The sequence below is a fragment of the Pseudomonas arsenicoxydans genome, from assembly GCF_006438915.1.
Lineage (GTDB): Bacteria > Pseudomonadota > Gammaproteobacteria > Pseudomonadales > Pseudomonadaceae > Aquipseudomonas > Aquipseudomonas arsenicoxydans_A.
Genome location: NZ_RCZE01000009.1, coordinates 236,189 through 253,677, shown reverse-complemented (window position 1 = coordinate 253,677; position 17,489 = coordinate 236,189). Strand labels below are relative to the sequence as shown.

General features: G+C 59.8%; 13 protein-coding genes and 3 pseudogenes. 6 read left to right on the top strand and 10 right to left on the bottom strand.

The genetic code is table 11. The features are described 5' to 3' along the window. Positions 1-145 precede the first annotated feature (145 nt). Positions 146-265 (top strand): annotated as a pseudogene (locus tag EAH78_RS32795) (LysR family transcriptional regulator); the annotation flags it as partial. An 8-nt stretch (positions 266-273) separates the two neighbouring features. Here EAH78_RS32795 and EAH78_RS20140 read toward each other — a convergent pair. Then, a complete protein-coding gene (locus tag EAH78_RS20140) occupies positions 274-600 on the bottom strand; it encodes an AzlD domain-containing protein (protein ID WP_140669080.1) in 327 nt (108 codons plus the stop codon). Beyond that, positions 597-1,337 carry an AzlC family ABC transporter permease gene (locus EAH78_RS20135; RefSeq protein WP_140669079.1) on the bottom strand — a complete coding sequence of 247 codons (741 nt, stop codon included), beginning with the start codon at positions 1,335-1,337 and terminating at the stop codon, positions 597-599. Before EAH78_RS20135 ends, EAH78_RS20140 begins: the two co-directional genes overlap by 4 nt. Before the next feature lie 256 nt (positions 1,338-1,593). Between EAH78_RS20135 and EAH78_RS20130 the strand changes: the two genes are divergently transcribed. Continuing rightward, entirely contained in the window at positions 1,594-1,755 is a 162-nt protein-coding gene (locus EAH78_RS20130; RefSeq protein WP_140669078.1) for a DUF2986 domain-containing protein, read from the top strand. 1 nt (position 1,756) lies between these two features. On the opposite strand, the gene EAH78_RS20125 is transcribed toward EAH78_RS20130, so the two are convergent. Further along, a complete protein-coding gene (locus tag EAH78_RS20125) occupies positions 1,757-2,221 on the bottom strand; it encodes a winged helix-turn-helix transcriptional regulator (protein ID WP_140669077.1) in 465 nt (154 codons plus the stop codon). 127 nt (positions 2,222-2,348) lie between these two features. Between EAH78_RS20125 and EAH78_RS20120 the strand changes: the two genes are divergently transcribed. Continuing rightward, the gene (locus EAH78_RS20120; RefSeq protein ID WP_140669076.1) at positions 2,349-3,590 is read left to right on the top strand and encodes an MFS transporter; all 1,242 of its coding nucleotides are present in this window, start codon (positions 2,349-2,351) and stop codon (positions 3,588-3,590) included. Positions 3,591-3,767: 177 nt separating this feature from the next. Here EAH78_RS20120 and EAH78_RS20115 read toward each other — a convergent pair whose 3' ends face one another. After that, positions 3,768-4,127: a DUF6124 family protein gene (locus EAH78_RS20115; RefSeq protein ID WP_140669075.1), complete on the bottom strand. Its 360-nt coding sequence runs from the start codon at positions 4,125-4,127 to the stop codon at positions 3,768-3,770. Between the two features lie 506 nt (positions 4,128-4,633). On the opposite strand from EAH78_RS20115, the pseudogene EAH78_RS32350 reads away from it, so the two are divergent. Continuing rightward, a pseudogene (locus EAH78_RS32350) lies at positions 4,634-4,836 on the top strand (DUF1329 domain-containing protein); the annotation flags it as partial. A gap of 106 nt (positions 4,837-4,942) precedes the next feature. Here EAH78_RS32350 and EAH78_RS20105 read toward each other — a convergent pair. The 4 genes from EAH78_RS20105 to EAH78_RS20090 all read right to left on the bottom strand — a co-directional run bounded on the left by EAH78_RS20105 (position 4,943) and on the right by EAH78_RS20090 (position 11,485). After that, positions 4,943-5,995, bottom strand: a complete 1,053-nt coding sequence (locus EAH78_RS20105; protein ID WP_240051911.1) for a metallophosphoesterase — start codon at positions 5,993-5,995, stop codon at positions 4,943-4,945. A 118-nt stretch (positions 5,996-6,113) separates the two neighbouring features. Further along, positions 6,114-9,044: an EAL domain-containing protein gene (locus EAH78_RS20100; RefSeq protein ID WP_140669074.1), complete on the bottom strand. Its 2,931-nt coding sequence runs from the start codon at positions 9,042-9,044 to the stop codon at positions 6,114-6,116. A gap of 137 nt (positions 9,045-9,181) precedes the next feature. Further along, positions 9,182-9,877, bottom strand: a complete 696-nt coding sequence (locus EAH78_RS20095; protein WP_345789803.1) for a tRNA (adenine(22)-N(1))-methyltransferase — start codon at positions 9,875-9,877, stop codon at positions 9,182-9,184. 138 nt (positions 9,878-10,015) lie between these two features. After that, a complete protein-coding gene (locus EAH78_RS20090) occupies positions 10,016-11,485 on the bottom strand; it encodes a methyl-accepting chemotaxis protein (protein ID WP_140669073.1) in 1,470 nt (489 codons plus the stop codon). A 537-nt stretch (positions 11,486-12,022) separates the two neighbouring features. Here EAH78_RS20090 and gltS point away from each other — a divergent pair. Then, entirely contained in the window at positions 12,023-13,237 is a 1,215-nt protein-coding gene (gene gltS, locus EAH78_RS20085; protein ID WP_140669072.1) for a sodium/glutamate symporter, read from the top strand. On the opposite strand, the gene EAH78_RS20080 is transcribed toward gltS, so the two are convergent. Beyond that, the gene (locus EAH78_RS20080; protein WP_140669071.1) at positions 13,234-15,000 is read right to left on the bottom strand and encodes a SulP family inorganic anion transporter; all 1,767 of its coding nucleotides are present in this window, start codon (positions 14,998-15,000) and stop codon (positions 13,234-13,236) included. The two genes, gltS and EAH78_RS20080, sit on opposite strands and share 4 nt — an antisense overlap. Positions 15,001-15,076: 76 nt before the next feature. Next, positions 15,077-15,736, bottom strand: a complete 660-nt coding sequence (locus EAH78_RS20075; protein WP_140669070.1) for a hypothetical protein — start codon at positions 15,734-15,736, stop codon at positions 15,077-15,079. A 354-nt stretch (positions 15,737-16,090) separates the two neighbouring features. On the opposite strand from EAH78_RS20075, the pseudogene EAH78_RS20070 reads away from it, so the two are divergent. Then, positions 16,091-17,389, top strand: a pseudogene (locus EAH78_RS20070) (flavohemoglobin expression-modulating QEGLA motif protein). Positions 17,390-17,489 lie beyond the last annotated feature (100 nt).

Here is a 17,489-nt window from a genome sequence, read left to right as displayed (position 1 = left end):
CCACTTAACATTAATTGATTACAGATACAACGGGCGCTGCTGCAGATTAAACCCGTGGCGGCTGCTTTGGGTCATGATCCCGGTGCCGTGATCATCCACTTCGATAACGCGCCCTCGCCCACCAGACCAATCAGTTGGTGCTCAACACCCGGCGTGTGATCCTAGCCAGTTGGTACTGCAGAGGGAACAGCGCACTACCCCGCACGGCGAGCGGGAAATGGACTGGAGTCATTGGGAGATGGAGCGGCTTGGGGGGTGCGACGTGTAGAAGGTTTATGAAGCAATGACCTTAACCCCCCATAGGACTGCCATTCCTAATGCCAGTGTCAGGACCGTACTTCGCGTCTTCCAGGCGATCCAGGCCGCCACAATGGCCGCCGGTATCTGCGGATTGTCGAACACAAACGCACCCTGTCCATGGGGGTACACCACCGCGGGTAAAACCAGAGAGGCCAGCACACTCGGCGGCACGTACACCAAGGCTCGACTCAGCAGCGTGGGAATTCGCCACCGGCCATAAATCTCGACAAACGAAAGACGCATGACAAACGTGCCGATGCCGACCGCGAGAAACATCCCCCACAAAGACAGGTCGCTCATTGCGCTTCCCTCTCGACGTCATTCGTTGAAGCATTGCTCAGCGCTTTCTTGCGAATGCTTTCAATCAATAACCCTGCAATGACTCCGCCCACGGAAGCCGTGACCAACCCAAGGTTGTACGGCAGCGTTACGGCGAACACCGCGATCAACCCTCCGACCACTGCGGCCCCCAGGCTTGCCGCCCCCCGGATGTTTGGAACGAGAAGTGCCAAAAATGAAAGCGGTACGGCAAAGCTCAACGACCACGTCTGCGGGATGCTTGCGCCCAGGTACACCCCGGCCAACACCGACAACTGCCACGTCAGCCACATGGCACCAGCGGTTCCGGCATAAAAATGGGGAGCAAATCGACCCAGCTCACCGGATGAAAATTTCACAGCGCACAGCGCGTAGGACTGGTCAGAAAGCATGTACGACACAGGCCATGTCCAACGACGTGGCAAGTGGTGCAGGTAAGGCGCCAGCGAAGCGCTGTACATGATAAAGCGCAGGTTGATGATCAAGGCTGTGACAACAACCGCCACGGGCACAGCACCATTTTGCAGGAGCTGGAGTGCAACCAGCTGAGCCGAACCCGAGTAGAAGAGCACGGTCATCCCCATACTCATGCCTGGCGACATGCCCATCTCGATCGCCATCACCCCGGTCACCAACCCGAATGGAATGACGCCGGGCGTCAATGGAATCAGCGTTCGGACACCCTGAATAAAAGCTTCTGTTCCTGTTCGGTATGTCATGTCGTCCCCTTACCTGACTAAGCACTTTTGTTTGAACCACAACGGCGGCATCCGACAGTGTGAAATCGACAAGGGATTGCGCTTGCTTTGCTGCAGCAGACCTACGTCCGACCTTGTCATCGACTTGTAAACCGATTCACGTTTACCATACGGCCCACTCGTATTACCGCGAAGACGCCTTGAGCCCTATCTAACGGCCCAGGCTTCGTGCGTCTCCCCTGCCATCATTCAAGAACTGCTACGCCGAGTAAAAAACATGAACCGCCGTAAAAAAATACAGCAGCTGTTAAAGGCCCATGCCAAAAAGGCCAGCGCCAAACTGGCACCGCAAAGCAAGGAAAAATACATCAGTAAGGCTGACCGCTTGAAACTGGAGGCCGAAGCCAGTCCGGACTTAGTCGTTACTGCTGAAAGTTGATTTATGCGTCTTTAACGCCGTTAACCAGTCTCATCCTGTGGCAGTCAGAGGGCTCAAGTTTTTGACCGTTTGATGAGCGAACCTCAAGCGGCATCAGCGGCTGGCCGGACGCGTTATCCAGCAGCACAGAACGCGTCTCCTGGGGTTTGAACAGAAAACGTTCGCCCCACTGCCTGATACTGACCACAACCGGAAAGATCTCCCGTCCTTTTTCCGTCAGCACGTACTCCTTGTAGGCGCTGCCATCTGATGCCGGTCGAATGTCAAAGACCCCGACCTCCACTAACGTTTTCAGTCGCGATGCCAGAATGTTTTTGGCCACGCCCAAACTCTTTTGAAATTCGCTGAATCGGCGGATGCCGTCAAATGCGTCGCGGATGATCATCAGCGACCAGCGATCTCCGATGGACTCCAGCGTTCTGGCGACCGGACATTCGCTGCCTTGCGGTGAAGCGTCTTCGACCATTTTTTTGCCCTTCCCAAAGGTGGTTTTGCTCAGTCTACTCAAAAGACTGGTTGCAATTTGAAACCTGATTCAGCAACAATCGAATCCAGTTTTTAATTGAAACCAGTTTAGCTCCATGGAGGTGTGCATGACAGCAGAGGCCGACTTAATCACCAAACAACTCCCCACGCAGCCTGCGGGGCTTTCTCCGGCGCTCACGTTATTGTTTTCTGTCACCTGCGCACTGGCCGTCGCCAACGTTTATTTCGCGCAGCCTTTACTCGATTCAATGGCTCAGAGCCTGGATGTGGCCTCATCCATGATTGGGGTTGTGGTGACGGCCACTCAGATCGGTTACGCGCTGGGGTTGCTGTTCATCGTCCCGCTGGGCGATTTGGTCAACCGCAAGCGGCTGATTCTTTCGCAAGTGTCGCTCTCCGCCGTTGCGCTCGCAGCGGTCGGTGCAGCACAGCAATGGCTGGCCCTGTTGGGTGCCATGGTCGTGATGGGCTTGTTGGCCGTGGTCGTTCAGGTGCTGGTGGCTTATGCCGCCGTGCTGGCAACGCCTTCACAACGCGGGCACGCCGTGGGGACGGTCACCAGTGGCATTGTTCTGGGCATTCTTCTGGCGCGGTTTACTTCTGGTCTGATTGCAGACATCGCGGGCTGGCGCGCGGTGTACTTTGTGTCGTCAGGGTTAATGCTGACCCTCGTGGCGGTGCTCTGGCGAGCGGTGCCTGTCACGGCGTCGCCAAGGCATGAAGAGTCCTACCTGACGCTCATTCGTTCGCTGTTCAAACTGTTCATCACCGAACCGACGTTGCGCGTCAGGGGCCTGCTCGCCCTGCTGATCTTTGCCGCTTTTTCCGTGCTGTGGACCGCCATGGTGCTGCCGTTGAGCGCCCCGCCGCTGTCGCTCTCACACACGGCCATTGGCCTGTTTGGCCTGGCCGGCGTCGCCGGTGCCCTGGCGGCCAGAAGAGCCGGTCGCTGGGCCGATCAAGGTCTGGGACAGCGTGTGACCGGCATTTCGCTGGCGCTCCTGACGTTGTCCTGGTTGCCCATCATGTTTGCCGAATCGTCCCTGATCGCGCTGGTCTGCGGCGTCGTCCTGCTCGACTTCGCGGTGCAGGCCGTACACGTCACCAACCAGAGCATCATTTTTGCTGCACGGCCGGACGCACAGAGTCGTATGGTCGGTGCTTATATGTGTTTCTACTCGGTCGGTAGCGCGCTGGGCGCAGCTGCTGCGACACAGGTGTATGCGGTATGGGGATGGATGGCCGTGAGTTTGTTGGGCGCCTTGATCAGCGTTACTGCCTGGGTTGTTTGGTTTATCACGTTGCAGCGGGATTCGCAGCCGTGTCTGCCACGAGGCTATCGTCGATGATGGCGAGGACTGCGGGCTCGGCAGCTGCTAAAAAATGGTGGTGCTGCTTGGTCCTCTGTGGCGAGGGGGCTTGCTCCCGTTCGGTTGCGCAGCAGCCGTCGTTTTTTTGGGGCCGCTGCGCAGCCCAACGGGGGCAAGCCCCCTCGCCACAACAGCGCCCTCGCCACAGGGCTGCGTTTACCTGGGTGGTTCTATTTTATCCAGCACGCCGTTTGCCGTGATCTCGGCCACCATGATGCTGTTTGAAATGCCCAGCAGCGCGTAGCGCGCCTCTCCCTCCAGATGATCCACCAACTGATGGACCATCACGTCGATCGAGGCCAGTGTCTCGACCAGAAATACGCCCAGGGTTTCGGCGGTGGCGTGCGGGTCCACGGAAAACAGCGTGCTGCGGGTTCTCGGTTTGGCTTTGATGTCGGCGCTCGACGGGAAGTGGAAGTCGAGGGCGCGCTCGGCGGCTTCGTTGAGTTTTTTTGAGTCGGGTTCGTACGGGGATGCCGGATCGGTGTCCGGTGGGTTGGGTGTTACTTTGAACATAAGCTTGCTTCCGTGATTGGGCGCCACCCTCCTGCGACTAAACGAGAGGGAGGCAGCTGTACGCAGGTTAGTCGACCGGGGAAGCTAGCAAAGCCGGCGCGCCCGAAGGCGCCCTGCGCACAACCACCATCAAGTGCAGGCATGGGAATGCCCGACTGACAGAGCTAATGCACCTTACTTTTAACCCCGGGCGACTAAACCCGACCACTGATGGGCAGTGGCAAGGAAACGATAGAGGCCAGGGACAAAGCAAACAAGCCGGCGGATTCTGTCTTACCCGTAGGCAATGGCGCAAGGCGTTGTAGCCTCCGAGTGGTAACCGAAGGCTTCATTTAAACGCGGGCGATTTTTCTTGTTTAAGACAGCCTTCGACTGAACACGCGGCTTACCTGAAACCGGAAACCCTCGCATAAGTCACACAAATTAATCCGCGCCACCCGGCACCCGGCACCCGGCACCCGGAATAAGAACTGCTACGCCTGAAACTCAATTCCCGGCGCTTTCCCTACAAACTGACCTACGCGCGGGAGGCCAAGTCGCTGAGCACCCCCAATTACCTGTCCCCGGATTTCGTGTGCTGGGAAAAACATCGGGTCTACGTGGTGGCAACATCAATGGCGTGGTAGGCCCGCATGGCGGGATCCGCTACATCGAGCCGCTGTCGACGGCGCAGTGGGTACCGGAGTCGATGGCGGGTGCGGGTATTCGCAAGGTTTGGGTGATGCACAAAGTTGCGAGGACTGCGTTCTCGGACGCAGCCTCGCGGGCTCGACAGCGGCTACAAATGCGGCGTCAATTGACCCCGTTTTCGGCGCTCATTGAGCCAACTGCGCCACGGCCCCTTGGGCATCTTCGGGCCGTAGACAGCCTTTGGCCATCCACTGGCAGTCTCTGGCCCATTGATAGCTGGTTTCCAGATCGCCTCGATCGTTGTAATACGCCAACCGCAGTTGATGGGCAGTCAGGTCGAGTTTGGCAAACCCGGCCCGCGATGAGGTAAACGCGCTATCTGGCGTGAGCTTATCCAGGTCGTTAATTCTCTGCCCTCCCGCACCAGAAATGACCCACGCAGGCTCCCCGGCACGCAACAGCAATTGCTGATTGTGATCATGACCTGACAAAAGCATATCAACCTTGTTGCGCTGCAACGCCGGCAGAAGCATGGCGACCAGATCCGACTCCTCACCATGCCGGCCCTGATTGCGCACCGGGTGATGGGATGCAGCAATGCGCCACACTGGCGCCGGGCCAGGTGCCTGGAACGCCTGATCAATAAAGTTGATTTGCTGTTGCAAACTTTCACGCGGCGCCGACGTGTCGAGGAACACCATTCGCACCAATGGATGCCCGTCGACTTCACCGAAATCCTTGACGTAAAAGTTCATCGGCATCTGCCAGCGACCGGATCCCTTGTGCAGCTGTCCGTACTCGATCTCGTACTTTTGCGACATCGGGTAATCATGATTGCCCAGCACCGCGTAGAACGGCACATGACTCAGCCAATCGCCCCAATAGACATGCTCGAACCGGGTTTGCCATCTAAGGTCATGGGTACTGGCCAGCGGTTTGCCGTAGAAATTGTCGCCCAGGAACACGACCATGTTCAGGCGCCCCTCATTGGCGGCGACCCGCTCCATGGCTCGCCCCACCCGCCACTGTTGCAGGTCACCGCTACCTTGGTCGCCCACGGCGATCATCGACACCGACGCAGGGTCCAGGCTAGTCAATGGAACGTAGCGTGATGGTGGCGTGTCCAGCCAGCAGCCACCAGCAATGGACAGACAGATGAAGATGACGCCTGAGCACAGCATGATCCGTCTGAACAGCAAACGTTTTGCAATCTTCGAGGAGGGCTCTGGGCGCTTCAAGGGTGACTCACTGGCGGTCAGCATTAAGAGGAAAGTTCAGGTAAACCGTCCGCTCAATTGATCACACCAGTTGTTCACGCTTCGTTAAAAAATCGTAGCGTAATAATTTTTTAGCCGGTTATTCCGGCGCGTTGAGGAGGGCTACGTCCTCGTGCGCCAACACCAGTGAGCTCGCCAACAGCGCCTCCAGCCCCATCGGCTTGGCGAAGTAGTAACCCTGGGCTTGCCCCGCGCCTATTTCGCGCAGCAGTTCCAGCGTCGCTTCATCCTCGACACCTTCGGCGACCACACTCAGGTCCAGCGATTCGGCCATCCGCACAATCGCCCGAACAATGGCGCGACTGCGCGCACTGGTGGTCAGTTCGAGGATGAACGACTTGTCGATCTTCAAACCGCTGAAACGGTATTGATGCACGTAGCTCAGGGACGAAAACCCGGCACCGAAGTCATCGAGCACCACCGACATGCCGTTGTCGGCGAGTTGCTGCATGGTCAGGCGGGCGATTGCCGGCTCAGCCACCAGTGCACCTTCGGTCAACTCCAGGCAGATCCGTGAGGGCGCAACCCCGTGCCGCGCCAACAGGGCAAGCACTTCGCTGGCGAAGTCCGGACGCGTCATGCTGTAGCTGGAGCAATTGACGTGCACCGCAGGCCAACCCGCATGCTCGGGCTGTGCGAGGATCACCGCAATGCTGGTGAGCATGTACAAGTCCAGTCGACCGATCAGGCGCAAACCTTCGACATCCGGCAAAAACTCGCCCGGCGCGATCACCCGGCCGCCCGGTTGATGCCAGCGGACCAGCGCTTCAAGGGCGACCAGTTCGCCGGTTTCAACGCTGACAATCGGCTGGAAATACGGCAGCAGTTCGTCAGTCCGTTTCAGCGCGTTGCGCAAGGCCCCTTCCCGCTCGACCTGGTCCGACACTTCACGGCGCACTTCCTGGTTGAACACCGCGTAGCTGTCACGCCCGGCACTCTTGACCCGGTACATCGCCGCATCGGCATCGCGCAGCAAGTCGGCGGGCTCGTGATGGAACTGACTGTCGGCGCTGACGATGCCGATGCTGCACGACGAAAACACTTCATGGCCATTGATGAAAAACGGCAGGTCAAACGCCACCAGAATCCGTTCGGCGATTTCGATCACCACCTCCAGCGAGGCCTCGGGCGCCAGCACCGAAAACTCATCGCCCCCCAGGCGCGCCAGCATGTCGGTTTCGCGCAGGCAACCGCGCAGACGCTGGGCGGCCTGCATCAATAGCAGGTCGCCGAAGTGGTGGCCGAGGCTGTCGTTGACCATCTTGAAACGGTCGAGGTCGATGAACATCACCGCCAAGTGCCCGCCGACGCTGCCGAACTCCGACCAGGCCTGGCTCAGGCGCTGTTGAAGATAGGTACGATTGGGCAGTCCGGTCAGCGCATCGTGGGAGTTTTCGTGTTGCAATTTGGCATTCGCGTGATCGAGTTCGCGGGTGCGGTTCTGCACCCGTGCCTCCAGCTTGAGGTTGGCGGCATGGATCGCTTCGGCGGCCGTACGCCGTGACAACGCGGTGTCGATGTGCCGCGACACGAATGTCAGCAGTTCCTGATCACGCAGGGTATAGCGCACCTGCGAGGTATAGCTCTGCACCGCCAGCACGCCACGCACCACATCGCCATCGAACAAGGGGATGCCCAGCCACGAGTAAGACCGGACAGACTGATTGGCCAGTTCGACTTCACCGGCCGCCGCCAATCGTTCAGCTTCGCCGACGTCAATCAGACAAGGCCGGCGCTGACGAATAACGTACTCGGTCAAACCCCGGCATCCACGTCGTGCCGGCGGGCAGATGGTCTGCCGCTCATCGATGTAATACGGAAAGGTCACTTCACTGATCGCGTCATCGAACAGCGCAATGTAGAAATTCCGCGCGAACAGCAGATCGCCGACGATGCTGTGCAAAGTTTGAAACAGCTCAGCCATGTCGCCGGGTTGGCTCGACAGTTCCGCAATCTGGAACAGCGCGCTCTGCAGATGCTCGGCGCGCTGTCGGTCGGCCACTTCCTGCCTCAACGCATCGTTGACGGCCGACAGCTCCAGGGTACGCCGCATCACTGTCTCTTCCAGGTCCTCGCGGTGCAGAATCCGGTCCAGCGCCATGGCCACGTGGCGGGCAACCACCAGAAACAATGCGCGGTCTTCAGCGCTGTAGGTACGGGACACCTCGTAGACCTGCATGGCCAGCATGCCAAACACGTCGTCCGAGGCGTTTTTCAACGGCGCGCCCATCCAGAATTCGGGACGATCACCCACGCAGTAGAAACGGTCCTCGGCCTGCGCCGCGATGATGCCGGCGGCGTCGATCAGTAGCGGCTGGCCCGTGGTCAGCACCTGACCGGTCAACGACAGGTGCGAAGGGTCAAGGTATTCATAGTGCTGGGACTCCACCGCATCCACGTCGATGATGTCGACGTAATACGGGTAGTCAATCTTGCCGGTGTGCGGGTTATACAGCGCGAGATAGAAGTTCTCGGCGTCGATCAGGCTCGCCAGCAACTGGTGAACCCCCACCAGAAATACCGAGCGGTCGCGGGTCGAACTGGCCAGGTAGGTAATTTCGTACAGCACACGCTGAGTGATCTGCGCGCGGGCCAGAGTATTGGTCTGTACCTGAATGCCCAGGCGCTGGGCAAAGTCGGCGAGTGCTGGATCCGTGGCTTCATTGATGGGCGCGAGCAGCCAGCCCAGCACGCTTTCGCCTTTACCGGTCGGCCAGCGGTGCAAGCGCTGGGTCTGGCAAAAGGCGTCGAAGTCTTCATTCGCCACGCTTGCCGGCCACTGCACCTGCGGATCGCCCTGCCCGACCAGATGCATTTGTTCACCGGCGCGGTAAACCGCCCACGCGGTGGTGTGCGCCCAGTGGCGCGCGGGGATGAGCAATTGCTCAAGGGAGTCTTTATTGCCAGCGTAGGTCATGCCGACCGTATCCAGGTGTCCTTTCACTTGAGATGCGACAACGTCGCAATCGTTCGATTGCCGTGGGGCGTCGGTCAATGGACGAACACTCATCAGGCGCTCCCTGTGCCAAAAACTGGCGATACTCATTTACTGATTGCTGGCAATGTGCCGGTGAGCTTCTCGTTTAAAGCTAATGGGAGTTTTTTTCAATAGTTTTATTTTGTGATCGCTCTAAATCGACGACCGGCTCACGCCAACAACTCGGTGATCCACCGGGCCTGCCGGAGGATGTCTTGCGCCTTCTCTTCGGGCACGGCCTGTCGCGCCTTGGCGAACTGGGTCAGGGTCTTCTGCTTCTCGCGCAACACGCGCTGCCACTTGGCCAGGAACACCGGACTGCGCGACTGCATCTGCAGCGGGCCGAAGTACAGCTCCTCGGCGGTGTACATCACCGGCCCGGCGCGCTCGGCCACGATGATTTCGTAGTCGAAACGGTTTTCCCGCAGCAGCTCCTCACAGAGGATGCAGTAGCCATTGTCCATCAACCATTGGCGCAGTGGCTGCTCGCCGCCGTTGGGCTGCAGAATCAAGCGCTCTTGCCCGCTCAGGCGCGCCTTGCCGCTCTCGAGGATGTCGCGAATCGTCTCGCCACCCATGCCGCTAATGCTGATCGCGGTGATCCCGTCGCCTGGCTCGATCGCCGCCAGACCATTGGCCAGGCGCACGGTGATCTGCACGTCCAGATCGTTTTCGCGCACAGTGCGTTCTGCCGCGTGGAACGGTGTCAACGCCACCTCACCGGCGACGGCCGCCACGATGGCGCCACGGCGCATCAACGCCACCGGCAAGTAGCCGTGATCCGAGCCGATATCGGCCAGGCGCGCACCGGCAGGCACATGCGCCGCCACGCGTTCCAGGCGCATGGACAATGTCTGTTCGTTCAACTGTCGATCCCTTTACCACGTATGTCCGGCACCGTTGGCCGGATCGGGACGCGATTGTGTCGGGCAACGCTGCGCATTACAAATTCCGGCGACCGGGGCCATGGTTTGATCCACCATGGCGCCCGGGATCACCTTGCGTTACACCGCAAATCGCGCCACCAGGCCGTTGAGTGAAACGGCCAGACGCGACAGCTCCTGGCTGGCCGCGCTGGTTTGTGTGGCGCCGGCGGCGGTCTGCGACGCCAGCTCGCGAATGTTGGCGAGGTTGCCATCCACTTCCCGGGCGACTTGCGCCTGCTGCTCGGCCGCACTGGCGATCACCAGGTTGCGTTCATTGATCTGCGTGAATGAGGAGGCCATCTGATCCAGGGCCTGCCCCGCGGCCTGGGCCACTTCAAGGGTACCGCGCGCGCGGGTATTGCTGCCTTGCATCGCATTGACCGCCTGCACCGTCCCCTGTTCGATGGCTGTGACCAGTTGCTCGATTTCCTGGGTCGAGCGCTGGGTTCGATGCGCAAGGCCGCGCACTTCATCGGCGACCACGGCGAAACCGCGCCCTGCCTCCCCTGCCCTGGCCGCTTCGATGGCCGCATTGAGTGCCAGTAGGTTGGTTTGCTCGGCCACCGTGCGAATGACATCGACGACCTGGCTGATGTCGCGTACCCGGCCAGCCAGGCTTTCGACCTCACCGGACGTGGTCGTGACACCGCTGGCAAGTTCGACAATCGCGTCGACTGTACGCAACACCTGCTGTCGCCCTTGCTGCGCTATCAGGTCCGACGCCCGTGTGGCATCGGCCGTGGAGCTCGCGTTGCGGGCCACATCTTCTGCGGCACTGGTCATTTCGTTGATCGCCGTGGCCGCCTGTTCGATCTCGCCATTTTGCTGGTGGAGCCCGCGACTGGCATCTTCGGTCACGGCGCTCAATTCTTCGGCGGCCGACGCCAGTTGGTTGGACGACTCGGCAATGGCCACGATGGTGTCGCGCAGATTGCTCTGCATGGTTGCCAATGCCGTCATCAACCGCGCCGGCTCGTCACGGCCGATCACCACGGTGCGGGTGGTGAGGTTGCCGGTCGCCACCGTCTCGGCCAGCTGGACCGACTGACGCAGCGGCAGGACGATGCTGCGAATCAGGCTGACGGCCACGAAACACGACGCCAGCGCGACGACCAATAGCACCCCGATCACGCCACTGCGTGCACTGTTGAAGACGTCGACGCTGTGGGTAGCCGCGCCAGTGGCACCATGGTTGTTGAACTCGATCAGGTCGGTGAGGGTCTTGCTCAGCGCATCCGCGCGCGGGTTCATCTCACCATTGATAACGTCCCGCGCTTCGTCGAGTTGATCCTTGCGCGACAAGTCGATCACTTTAGCCTGAAGCGACATGTAGCCCGCTTCGGCAGCCTTGAAGCGCTCGAACAGCGCCCGGTCTTCATCGACGAGAACGGATTTTTCGTACTGTCCCATCGCTTTTCGGGTTTCGGCCTTGAGCAAGTCGATCTTGCTGTAGTTCTGTTCAAGGCTCTGCGGGTCGCGGCTGATCATGACCCGCAGGGTCAGCGCACGGATACGCTGAACGTTTTGCGCGCCACTACTCAAAGCCATTACGCCGGGCAGCTAATTCTCACTGATTTGCCGGGTGCTCTCACGCATATCGTCCAGTTTGGACAACGCGAATACCCCCATCCCTGTGGTCAACGCTGCAACCAGGGCGAAACCGATGGAGGCACGCCAAGCGATACTGATATTCCTGAGCATATTTGTTTCTTCTTATTCGTCGTCGAGCAGTGGGTTGAAGCTCCGGTTCCTGATGACCGGGCTAAATGGCTGGCGACTGTATCTACGCGAGTTTTTTGTGGCTGAGCATTCATTCGACGACAACTTCTTTTCATTTCATGACAATTCGAGACGCTGATTGAGGGTCATGCTTCGTGTGAATTTGAGGAATAGTACGTTTTCCGGATTGCGAGGACTGCGTCCTCCAACGCAGCCTCGCAAGCTCGGCAGCTGCTACAGATGCCGGGGGCGACGGGTAGGTTTTTAGCTGCCTGCTATGCTGCATCCATCGTTCATTGACCCAGGTCTAAACACTGATCGTTCAAATCCTGATAATGATTTCCCATATTTTTAGGTAGACTCTGAATGACTCCTCAGCTCTTCCCGATTCACGGCCTCGTGAGTTTTACCCTCGCCATCCTCCTCCTTTTCCTCGGCAAAACCCTTGTTCAGCACAACGCCCTGCTCCGCCAATACTGTATTCCCGAGTCGGTGGTCGGCGGCTTTGTATGTGCGGCGGTGACGACCCTGTTTTACTTCGGGCTCAACATCGAAATCCAATTCGATCTCGCTGTTCGCGACACCCTGCTGCTGTATTTCTTCGCAGCCATTGGCTTGAACTCGGACATGCGCCAACTGCTCAAGGGCGGAGTCCCGCTGCTGATCCTGCTAGTGCTGGCGGGTGCGTTCATCGTCCTGCAAAACACGCTGGGCATGGGCGTGGCCGAGGCATTTGGACTCGATCCCAAGGCGGGGTTGATGGTGGGCTCTATTTCCCTGACGGGGGGCGCGGGCACGACCCTGGCCTGGGCGCCGCTGTTCGTCGACAAGCTGGGCATCAATAACGCTCATGAACTGGGCATGGCCAGTAACACCGTCGGCCTGATTGCTGCTTGCGTGATTGGCGGTCCGATTGCCAATCGACTGATACGTCGTCATCAGCTGACGCCTTCCGGGGATGCGAGCCTGGAAGTCGGCGTCCTTGAGCGCCAACCCCACCAGTCAATGGACTACTACGACGTGCTCTGGGCCTGGATGTGGCTCAACCTGACCCTGATGCTCGGCTACGGACTCAACCTGCTCTTGGTCGATGCCGGCATCACCCTGCCCAAATTCGTCAGTTGCCTGTTCGCGGGTATCGTCATTCACCACATCGTTCTCGCGGTGATGGATGAACAACGGCTGAAATCCTGGGGCGGCGCCCGCCTGGGTCTGTCGCTGATCTCCGATATCTGCCTGGGCATGTTTCTGACCATGGCACTGATGGGGCTTCAGTTATGGCAGCTCAGCGGCGCGTTGCTGTTCATTCTGTGCGCCTTGACCCTGCAAATTCTGCTGACAGTGCTCTACACGTATTTCGTGGTGTTCCGCTGCATGGGCCGCAATTACGAAGCCAGCGTGATTGCATCCGGCTTCGGCGGGATTGCCCTCGGGTCCACGGCGACAGCCATTGTCAACATGACGACCGTGACGCAAAAATACGGGGCAGCCCACCAAGCCTTCCTGATCGTGCCGTTGGTGTGTGGCTTTTTCATTGACCTGGTGAATGCGGTGATCATTGGTATGTTCAGTGGTATTTAGCGACAGTCCGGATACATCGCCAGATAGCTGTCGACGGCCGTGTCTATCGTTGGAAAAAACGCCGTTTCGCCAAACTGCGAGAACAGCCCGAACCGCTTGAGTTTGTCCTTGACCGGGTCTTTCATCTCGGCCAGACACAAATCAATGCCTGCCACGCGCAAGGTTTCATCCAGCTCGGCCAACATGTCGGCCGACGTCACGTCGACACTGGTCATCGGTTCCGCCGCCACGACCACCCAGCGCACGGGTGTCGGCGATGTCGCCACGGCGTCCAGCACGCGGTCGTTGAACAATTCGGCATTGGCGAAAAACAACGGGGCGTCCCAGCGAAACAGGACCAGGCCAGGAATCAGCCGGGCATTGGGAAACCGCTTGATGTCGTGGAAACCCTGGACCTCATCGGCACGTCCCAACACAGCGGAATACGGCCGCCAGCCATCCCAGAGGAATTCGATCACCGCCAGCAGGATGGCCAGGCCGATACCCTCGATGGCGCCGAACACCGCGACGCCGACGGTGCAGGCGATGGACAGCCAGAATTCCCAACGCTGAATGCGATAGATGCGTCGCAAATCAGCGACCTCGATCAAGCCGATGGCCGAGGCGATCACCACCGCCGCCAGCGCACTGTTGGGCAGATCCTGCAACAGGTTCGGCGCCACCATCAGCAGCAAGGCCACCGCCAGCGCGCCGACGACGCCGGACAATTGGGTTTTGGCGCCGGCGGCCTCGGCCACCGGAGTGCGTGACGAACTGCTGCTGATGGGAAAACCCTGGAAAAAACCGGCCGCCAGGTTGGCGACGCCGAGCCCGACCATCTCCTGGTTCGGATCGACGTAGGTGCGCGACCGCGCGGCATAGACTCGCGAGAGCACGCTGGTGTCGGCGAACGAAACCAGCGCGACGGCGCAGCCGCCGATCAGGACCGGGACAATATCGGCGGAAGCGATCCAGGGAATGGCGAACGCGGGCATGCCTTGTGGCAGTTCGCCGAGGACCGATATGCCGTATTTCGTGGCAAGGTCCAGCACACCAACGAAGAGGGTTGCGCCGGCCACGGCGATCAAAATACCCGGGATGCGTTTGTGCCCCTTGAGCGCCATGATGACCACCAATGTCGCGGCGCCGACCGCGAAGGTGACCCAGTTGGTTTTCCCGTGCAGCACCGCGGTGGCAATTGCCCATAGGTTTCTCAGTGGCCCCTCGGACTCAATCTTGAAACCAAAGAATTTGGGTAACTGACTGATCAGTACGGTCAGCGCAATACCGTTCATGTAGCCGTAGCGGATCGGTTTGGAGAGGAGTTCGGTGATGAAGCCCAGGCGCGCGATGCCGGCGAGGATGCAGACCACCCCCGAGACAATCGCCATCATTCCCGCCAGGGCGACGGCGCGATACGGGTCGCCGCCGGACAGCGGCAGGATGACGGCAAGGATGACCGCTGCCAGCGAGGAATCCGGTCCCAGCACCAGAATCCGGCTGGGCCCGAATATCGCATAAGCGAGCAGCGGAATGATGGTCGCGTAGAGGCCGTAGATGCCGGGTACGCCCGAGGCCACCGCGTAGGCGATACCGACAGGCACGAGCATGGTGGTCAGGACGAGGCCGGCGACAATGTCATTTCGCAGCCAGGCGATTTGATAGTGACGTAGCGTGTTCAGCCCCGGCAGCCAACGGGCCCAGCGGCCTTGGCCGGCGCCCGCAACGCGGCGTGCTATACGACCCGGTTCTGGGGCGGCGGGTGAAGAATCTGAATCGCTCATAGAACTGCAACCTCTTGGTGTACAGCGCATATTGGCTTAGGGAGCGCCGCAGATTTGCTGCGCCCTCTTCTGTTCTTCAACCACCAAGTGCAATGATCGCAACGATCAACACAGCGCCGGTTACCGCCATTGCCACACCGCCCTGCCACGGTTTTGCACCTGCGTATCGCGCCAGCATCCAGCCCGCGATGAACAGCACGGCGAGCCCGACCAGATTGGATAAACGAACGGCGAGCGCCGTGTCTTCGAGTAACAGGAAAGGCACGACCAGTGGAAAGGTCGAGGCGACCACCAACAGGAAAACGCCCAGTGCCCCTTTGAAATCATCCCAACCGAGGCCGGACGGCACAGACGTTGCCGGGTACTGGACAAGGCGACTGCGTAACAATTCCAGGGTCTCAGGCTTGGCCGCTGCCGCCACGTGCGACGGTAATGCAGCCGCCACCAGCGCCTGGCCGGTGGCCGCGTCCGCCCCGCCGAGTTTTGCGAATAAGGTGCTTTTGCGCGTGCGGTCGATCAAAGCCCGCAACAGATACATCACCGCATCCGCGAGCCCCCAGGCCAGGTTGCAACCGAGCGCGGCGAACATCATTGTGCGTTCCGCCTCCTGCCCTGAAGTCGCCACGCTGATCGTCCCGGTGAACGTCATCGCCATGAGCAAGCCGAAAATCACTTCTGTGACACGATCGACGGGGTCGAGAATTCGTGCACGCTTTTGTTCTCCGGTGTTCAGCATGAGTCCTGCCTCGCTGAAAAATAGCCGCGTGGTGCAAGCGTCAAAAGCCAGAGCACAGCGCTTTGAGGCCGTGCTCTTTTTCGATTTAACTTCATTGTAGTGACTAAAATAATTGTCGCTGCTGGTGTGCCAAATCGCACTCTGTAGCAACTGGCGAAGCCTGTGGGAGCCGAGCTTGCTCGCGATAGCGGTGTATCAGGCAACACAGCTGTCGACTGACACTCCGTCATCGCGAGCAAGCTCGGCTCCCACAGGCTTCGCCAGCTACGGACGGGGTTGTTTCTTGTAGCTCGGTAAATGCATCAGCAACGACTAAGCTTTTTCAGGTCAATCTCGTCTCCCCAGGAGATTCCGATGCACGCTGCGTCCCTGTCTGAACTCGATGCCGCCCTGCCCGGTCTGGCCCGCAAGATCCGCGTGCTGGAGGCCCTGTCCTGGCCGGATGGTGTCGAAGAAACCTTCCTGGCGAACTGGCGTGCCGGAAAAGCCGCATTGCCCGACGTCGAACTGCGCCCGCGCGACCACAGCGCCGACATCACCGCGCTGGACGCCTTTATTGAGCGATGCGATGTCGGGCATCCGGCCGGCAACCACCTCGCCATGACCGCGCGAAGTTATGCCACGGCCGGGCGCATGCTCGGGGCTATTGGCACTGCGGCCTTTACCGACTATTCGTCAGCGTTGTACCGGCGTCCGGACTTCTATTACCACCGCCTGAAACTGAGCATGCTCGACGCCGCCCGATTTTTCCTCAACACCACCGACGCCCTGCTCGGCGGCACGCGGATTCCACCGAGCCCGGCCGAGATTCCGGCCGAAGTGTTTGCCGCCTGGATGCAGCCGGAACTGGACCGTTTCTTCGGCGAGGGACGAATCACGGTCGTGCTCGATCCGACCCTGGCCGCCAAAGCCATCGCCGGGTCGAGCCGCATCCGCCTGCGGGCCAGTGCGCTCTTCTCGGAACTGGACAAGAACCAGTTGCTGTAGCACGAAGCGTTCGTGCATGTCGCCACGGCACAAAACGGCGCGCTCCAACCCAACCTGAAAAGCCTCGGTCTGGGAGCGCCGCGCACAACCCAGACCCAGGAAGGCATTGCCACCCTGGCCGAGCTGTTCACCGGCAGCATGGACATCAATCGCCTGCGTCGCCTGGCGCTGCGAGTCCTCGCCGTCCAGCAAGCGCTGGAGGGCGCCGATTTCATTCAGGTGTTCGAAGGTTTTCTGGCGGCCGGCCAGTCGCAAGAGGAGTCGTTTCGCTCAACCCAGCGAGTGTTTCGCGGTGCCGTCCTGCGGGGCGGATCGGCGTTTACCAAGGATGCCGCGTACCTGACCGGTTTGCTCGGCGTCCACACCCTGCTACGCATCGCGATCCGCGACAACCGGCCGGAACTGGTGGGCCATTTGTTTGCCGGTCGTCTCAGTCTGGGTGACACGGTACGTTTGGCCCCCCTGTTCGAGTCCGGCTGGCTCCAGGGGCCCGTCCATCTTCCGGCTTGGGCCAGCGATCTGCGCCTGCTCGCCGCCAACCTCGCCTTCTCTGCCTTTATCACCCGGATCCCGCTGGATGTGCTGGATCTGGACGTGCTCATGGCGTTTGCAGACGAGCACGAAACCGATGCCAGTGGTGGCTGCGGCCCGAGTGAACGTAAATAAAGGGCAGATTTTTTTTGTTTGCTACGCTTAGTGAGCGGCGTCGAAGTCGAGGCCTGTGGCTTGCACAATCGACTTCCACCTCCCGGGCATTGATCCACTT